We start from the raw sequence: 5,360 nt of genomic DNA, 5'->3' as shown, positions 1-5,360 counted from the left end.
CAGCACCGCGCCCGCCCCGGCAATCGAGCCCCGGAGCAGGAAGCCGGTCTGGCCGCCCGCGAGGCAGGGCGCCACGGGAAAGGCCAGCAGCGACTTGATGCAGACATCGACCGCGATCGCGCTCACCAGCCCCTGGGACGGCCTGTAGGCCGCACCGAAGACCAGCCCGATCACCGGCACGCCGAGCGCCATCAGCACGAGCCCGTAGGCGAAGGAGGCTACCGACAGCCAGGCAGCCCAACGGTCGAGAAGGGGGCCGCGGGGATCGGGCCTGCCCGCCGACGGCCCGGTAGACTTGCCGATGGACTCGCCGGGGGATTTCCCGGCGGCCACGAGCGCCGGGAGGTAGAGACTCGTCAGGAACTTGAGGAGCTGGCCGCGGGGCATCAGCGCGACGCCCATGGCGTTGCCGTAGAGGCCGAGGGTCGAGACCCCGAGCAGGCTGCCGACCAGCAGCCGGTCGCCCATGATGCTGAAGGCGTTGGCGAGCCCGTTGGGGATCAACGGGCGGCCGAAGCGCTCGGCCTCGCGGGCGACCGGCCGGTCCCAGCGCAGGCGCCAGCGCCGCCGGGCCACGAGGTGGGACACGAGGACCGAGACCGCCGCGCCGCCGACGATGCCGAATAGCATGCAGCCGTAGTCGCGGTTGGCCAGAGCCAGGCCGACGGCGATCACGGTCCAGGCCGCCTGCGCGGCGGCGGTCGTGGCGGCGTCGGGCCAGAACTCGTAGGTGCGGGTGAGTTCCTTGACCCCGAGGTTCTGGAAGCCGCGCAGGAAGGGCGCGAGCGGCAGGAGGAGGAAGGCCCAGAGCGCGTCCGGCACGTCGAGCGCCCACACCACGAGCGGGGCCGCCGCGAGCAGCGCCAGGGCGATCAGGCTCGAGCGGATCAGCGCCAGCGCGTGCAGCGTGCCGTAGACCGCCTCCGGATCGGCCTCGTCGTGGCCACGCACGGCCGAGTACTGGATGCCGATATCGGTGGCGAGTTCGGCGAAGGCGGCCACCACCGAGAGCGAGAGGGCGACGCCGTACTGCTCCTTCGGCAGGGTGTGCGCCAGCGCGATGTTGCGCAGGAGCGGGAACAGCATGTCGGCCATGTTGCCCGACAGCAATGTCGCGCCCGAGCGCAGGCGCGAACCCGGTCTCGCAGGTGTCCCCGGCGGCCGCCTCATGCCCGGCCTCCGGCGAGCCCCGGCGCGCCGGAGGCGCGAGCCGCGACGGGGGCGGCCTCCGTGCGCCGGGCCGCGGCGTGGATCAGAGCGGCGCTTGCCGCCCCCCAGCTTTCCCAGGTGAGGGCCGCGCGGGCGCGGGCGCGGGTGCTCTGGCGCAGGCGGGCGTAGACCGCCGGGTCGCTCCACTGCGCCAGCAGGGTGTCGGCGTAGGCGGCGGCGTCGTCGTCGAGGCCGAACAGGAAGCCGTTCACGCCGGGCCGCACGATCGTCGGGATGCCGCCGGTCGCGGTGGCGAGGCTCGGCAGGCCGTAGGCGCCGGCCTCGCAGAAGACGAGCCCGTAGGCCTCCTGGCGGCTCGGGACGACGAGGAAGCTCGCCTGCCCGAACAGGGCCCGCAGCCGCGCGGCCGTCTCCGGGTCGCCCTTGCTCAGGAAGCCGTGGGCGACGAGGCCCGGCGTGCCGGCAAGCGCGGCCGGGACCGGGCAGCCGACGACGTGCAACTCGGCCCGGACGCCGCGGGCCTGCAGCTCGCACAGCAGGCCGTGGGCGAGATCACCACCCTTGCGCACCCAGTCGACGCCGACGAAGAGTAGGCGGCAGACGCCGTCCCGCGGGGGATCGGCCGCCGGCGGCGGCGCGTCGAGATTGGCCCCGAACGGGATTGCGTGGGCGCGCACCGCGCCGTAGTCGCGCCGGGCCGAATCGGCCGCCCAATCGGAGGCGTAGAGCGACAGGGCCGCCCCGCGTATCACCGCGCCCTCGAGCCGCTCACCGTTGCGCAGCGCCCGCGGCGCGAGGCCGGAGAACCAGTCCGGGTAGTAGTCGCGCATCCCCCGGAAGGTCGCGTCCGAGCAGTGGACCACGGGGAAGTCCGCGACGAGGCCGTAGAGCTGCGTCGTGCTGGCGAGCCCGAACACCACGTCGGGCCGGAAGCGTTCGAGGCGCCGCCGCAGGGCGAGCCCGTAGAGCCGCGCCAGCGCCGGCTCGCGCAGCGGGTCGATCCGGGCCGGGCTGGAGACCCGGCGCAGGCCCTGCAGCAGCGCGCGCATCGGCGGGCTGCCGATCGGCTCGACGGCCGCGAAATGCTGCCGCAGCGCCCGCAGGCAGTAATAGGGCGTCCCGCTCCAGGCCGCGCGGGTCTCAGGGGAGCCGGACGAGAGGAAGGCGACGCGCATCAAGGGGTCTCCGGGTCTCGCGGGGGTCAGGCGCCGATCCGGGCCGGGGCGTAGGCGTGGCCCTGGTCGCCGTAGCGGGGCAGGTGCGGCATCGCGACCTTGTTGAGGACGATGCCGAGCAGGCGGTCGTGCAGGGCGGGCGCCGAACGCAGGGCGTCGGCCACGACCTCGCGCGAGGTGGCGCCCCACTCGACCACGAGGACGATCCCGTCGAGGAGCGGGGCCATCGCCCGGGCATCGACCACCGAGAGGATGGGCGGCAGGTCGACCACCACGTAGTCGTAGTCGCGCTCGGCCTCGGTGAGCAGGTCGCGCATCGCCCGCGAGCCGAGGATCTCGTGCCCGTCGCGCTGGGCGAGCCCGGTGCGGGCGGGCAGCAGGTCGAGGCGCGGGTTGGCCGAGGTGCGCACCGCGTCGGCGAGGTCGGCCCCGCCGAAGAGCACGCTGTCGATGCCCGTGCGGGCGTCGGGCGCGAGCGCCTCGGTCAGCTCGGACTTGCGCAGGTCGCCGTCGATCAGGAGCACGCGTGCGCCGTTCTGGGCGATCAGGTGGGCGAGGTTGGCCGCCACCATGGTCTTGCCCTCGTCCGGCAGGCACGAGACCACGCCGATGACGCGCGCGCCCTCCTCCTCCCGGGCGAGGTCGGCGGCGACCTTCACGGTCCGCAGCGTCTCGGCCTCGATCGAGAAGGGGTTGTGCAGGACATGGTCGAGGGCGAGCCGCCCGGGCGCCCCGCGCCGGAGCCGGCCGGCGACCCGTGGCCCCGCCGGGGTGCTCGGGATGTAGCCGAGGCAGTGGCAGCCGAAGGCCGAGACGATGTCGCGCCGGGTGCGCAGGCTCTGGTCGGACAGCTCGGCCGCCAGCCCCGCGAACAGGCCGATCAGGCCGCCGCCGACGAGGCCGAGCGCCATCAGGAGGGTGCGCTTGGGCGAGAACTTCTTGGTGGGCGGGCTCGCCTCGGTGACGATGCGCGCCTCCGAGACCGGGAAGCTCTGCTGCTGGACCGCCTGGATGTAGCGCTGGGCGTAGTCCTCGTAGGCCTGCCGCGTGGTTCGGGCGGTACTCTCGAGCTGCTGCAGCTTGACTTGGTTCTGACCGATGTCGCTCGTCCGGGCGAATTGCTGGGCGAGGTTCTGCCGAAGCGCCGCCTCGCGCGACTGGGCGATCGCGAGATCGCTGCGATAGACCTCCTCGATGCGCTTCAGCTCGCTCCGGATCGAGCCGAGGGTCGTCTCCGCGTCCGCCCGCAGGCGCTGGACCAGCGGGTGGTCTGCGCCGAAGCGCGCCACGAGGTCGGCGACGCGCTGGTTGGTATCGAGGTATTGCTGGCGCAGCTTGGTGATCACCTCGTTCGTGAGGGCGTCGGCGACGGCGAGGTCGGGGGTCGCCTGGGCGTTCACGGCCTCGACCCGGTCGAGCTTGGCCTTGGCCGTCGCGGTGTTGCCCACCGCCTCGGTCAGCAGGCTTCCGATCGCCGTGAGGGCGAGTTCGTCGATGGACTTGCCGTCGGCCACTGCGATGTTGTGCTCGCGCTTGAACGCGACCACCGCGGAATCGGCCTTGGCCGCCTGCGCACCGACCTCGTCGAGCCGCGCCTTGAGCCAGCCCGCCGCCTGGGCCGAGGTGTCGCTGTTGGCGCCGACCTGCTCGTCGAGGAAGGCCTGGGCGAAGCCGTTGGCGACGCGGGCGGCCTTTCGAGGCGTCTCGGCGAGGAAGCGCGCCTCGAACACGAAGGTGTTGTCGACCCGCGCGGCGCTGAAGTGGCCGGCGACCGACTCGACCGCGGCCTCGAAGCGCTCCTCGGGTGTGGGTGCCTCCGCCTCGGCGCCGAACCATGCCTTGACGGCGTCGAGGAGGCCGGTCCGCGTTCCGTTGAACTCCGGGTCGTCGTCGAGCTTCAGCGCCGTGACGACCGCCCGTACGGTCCGGTCGGAGCGGGCCGATTCCATCAGGCTGTCGACCCGGGCCGGGTCGAAGACCGGCTCCTGCCGCTTGCGCTCGTCCTTGGTCGACAGGACGCTCAGCCGGCGCGGGTCGATCGAGATCTCGGCGCTCGCCCGGTAGAGCGGCGTCAGCGAGTATCCGATGCAGGCGGCCACCAGGAGCCCGAGCACGGCCCCGAGCGCGATCTTGCGCCAGCCCCGGCGGACGACCCCGAGCGCCGTGCGCAGGAGGTTCTGCAGAGGCTGCGGGCCGGCGGCGCTCCCCTCGTAGGGCACGGTCACGAGGTCTCGGTCGAGGTAGTTCATGGGGTCTCGATTCCGGCGTGAGAGGCGGTCTGGGACGCGTGCTGCGGCTCGGGTCGCGGCGCCCGGCCGGCGGCTCCCTCGCGCTCCTGGCGGCGGGCCCGGCGCAGGTAGGTCAGGCTGCGGTCCAGCACGGTGTCGTCGAAGACCGCGAGCACGTCGGGATCCGCCCGGTTCATGATCGCGCCGATCAGCTTGGCCGCGACCTCGGGATTGAGCGCGACCGCGGCGTGCAGGTCGTCGAGGCTGGTCTCGTTCCAGCGCGCGACCATCACGAAACCGTCCACGAGGGCGGCCGCGGCGCGGGCATCGCAGACCGGCAGCATGGGCGGCAGGTCGAGGACGACGTAGCGGTAGCCGTTGCGGGCCATCTCCAGGAGGTTGGCGAGCTGCGGCGCGGCGATGCGTTCGGAGGGGTGCAGCCGGTCGGCGTGGGTGCTGGCCGGCAGGACGTGCAGGCCCGACGGCTGGCGGCGCACGATCGCGGTGATCGGAACGCGTCCGTCGAGCACGTCCTGCAGGCCGGCCTCCGCGTCCGCCGCGGCGGTCTCGCGCGTCAGCCGCGTGAGCGTCCGGCCGCGCAGGTCGAGATCGATCAGCAGGGTCGGGCTGCCGCTACGCGCCAGCAGGGTGGCGAGGTTGCCCGCGAGCGTGCTCACGCCGTCGCCCGAGACCGCCGAGACGAGGCCCAGCACCGTGCCGGACGCAGCCCCCTCGAAGCGCGCGTCGGCCGTGAGCCGGACGGCCCGCAGGCTCTCGGCGAGCGCCG

General features: G+C 73.7%; 4 protein-coding genes. All 4 read right to left on the bottom strand.

The window, feature by feature from the left end; genetic code table 11:
• A partial coding sequence (locus MFF54_RS26035) for a lipopolysaccharide biosynthesis protein (protein WP_238307095.1) occupies positions 1-1,170 on the bottom strand: 1,170 nt, incomplete at its 3' end.
• On the bottom strand, positions 1,167-2,345 hold the full coding sequence (locus MFF54_RS26030) for a glycosyltransferase family 4 protein (protein ID WP_238307094.1): 1,179 nt from the start codon (positions 2,343-2,345) through the stop codon (positions 1,167-1,169). The genes MFF54_RS26030 and MFF54_RS26035, both read right to left, overlap by 4 nt.
• A gap of 26 nt (positions 2,346-2,371) precedes the next feature.
• A complete protein-coding gene (locus MFF54_RS26025) occupies positions 2,372-4,594 on the bottom strand; it encodes a polysaccharide biosynthesis tyrosine autokinase (RefSeq protein ID WP_238307093.1) in 2,223 nt (740 codons plus the stop codon).
• The coding region (locus MFF54_RS26020) for a CpsD/CapB family tyrosine-protein kinase (protein WP_238307092.1) at positions 4,591-5,360 on the bottom strand (770 nt) is incomplete at its 5' end. The genes MFF54_RS26025 and MFF54_RS26020, both read right to left, overlap by 4 nt.

It is taken from the genome of Methylobacterium gregans (assembly GCF_022179245.1).
Lineage (GTDB): Bacteria > Pseudomonadota > Alphaproteobacteria > Rhizobiales > Beijerinckiaceae > Methylobacterium > Methylobacterium gregans.
The sequence above is the reverse complement of the archived record's forward strand: the minus strand, read 5'-3'. Positions and strand labels throughout refer to the sequence as shown.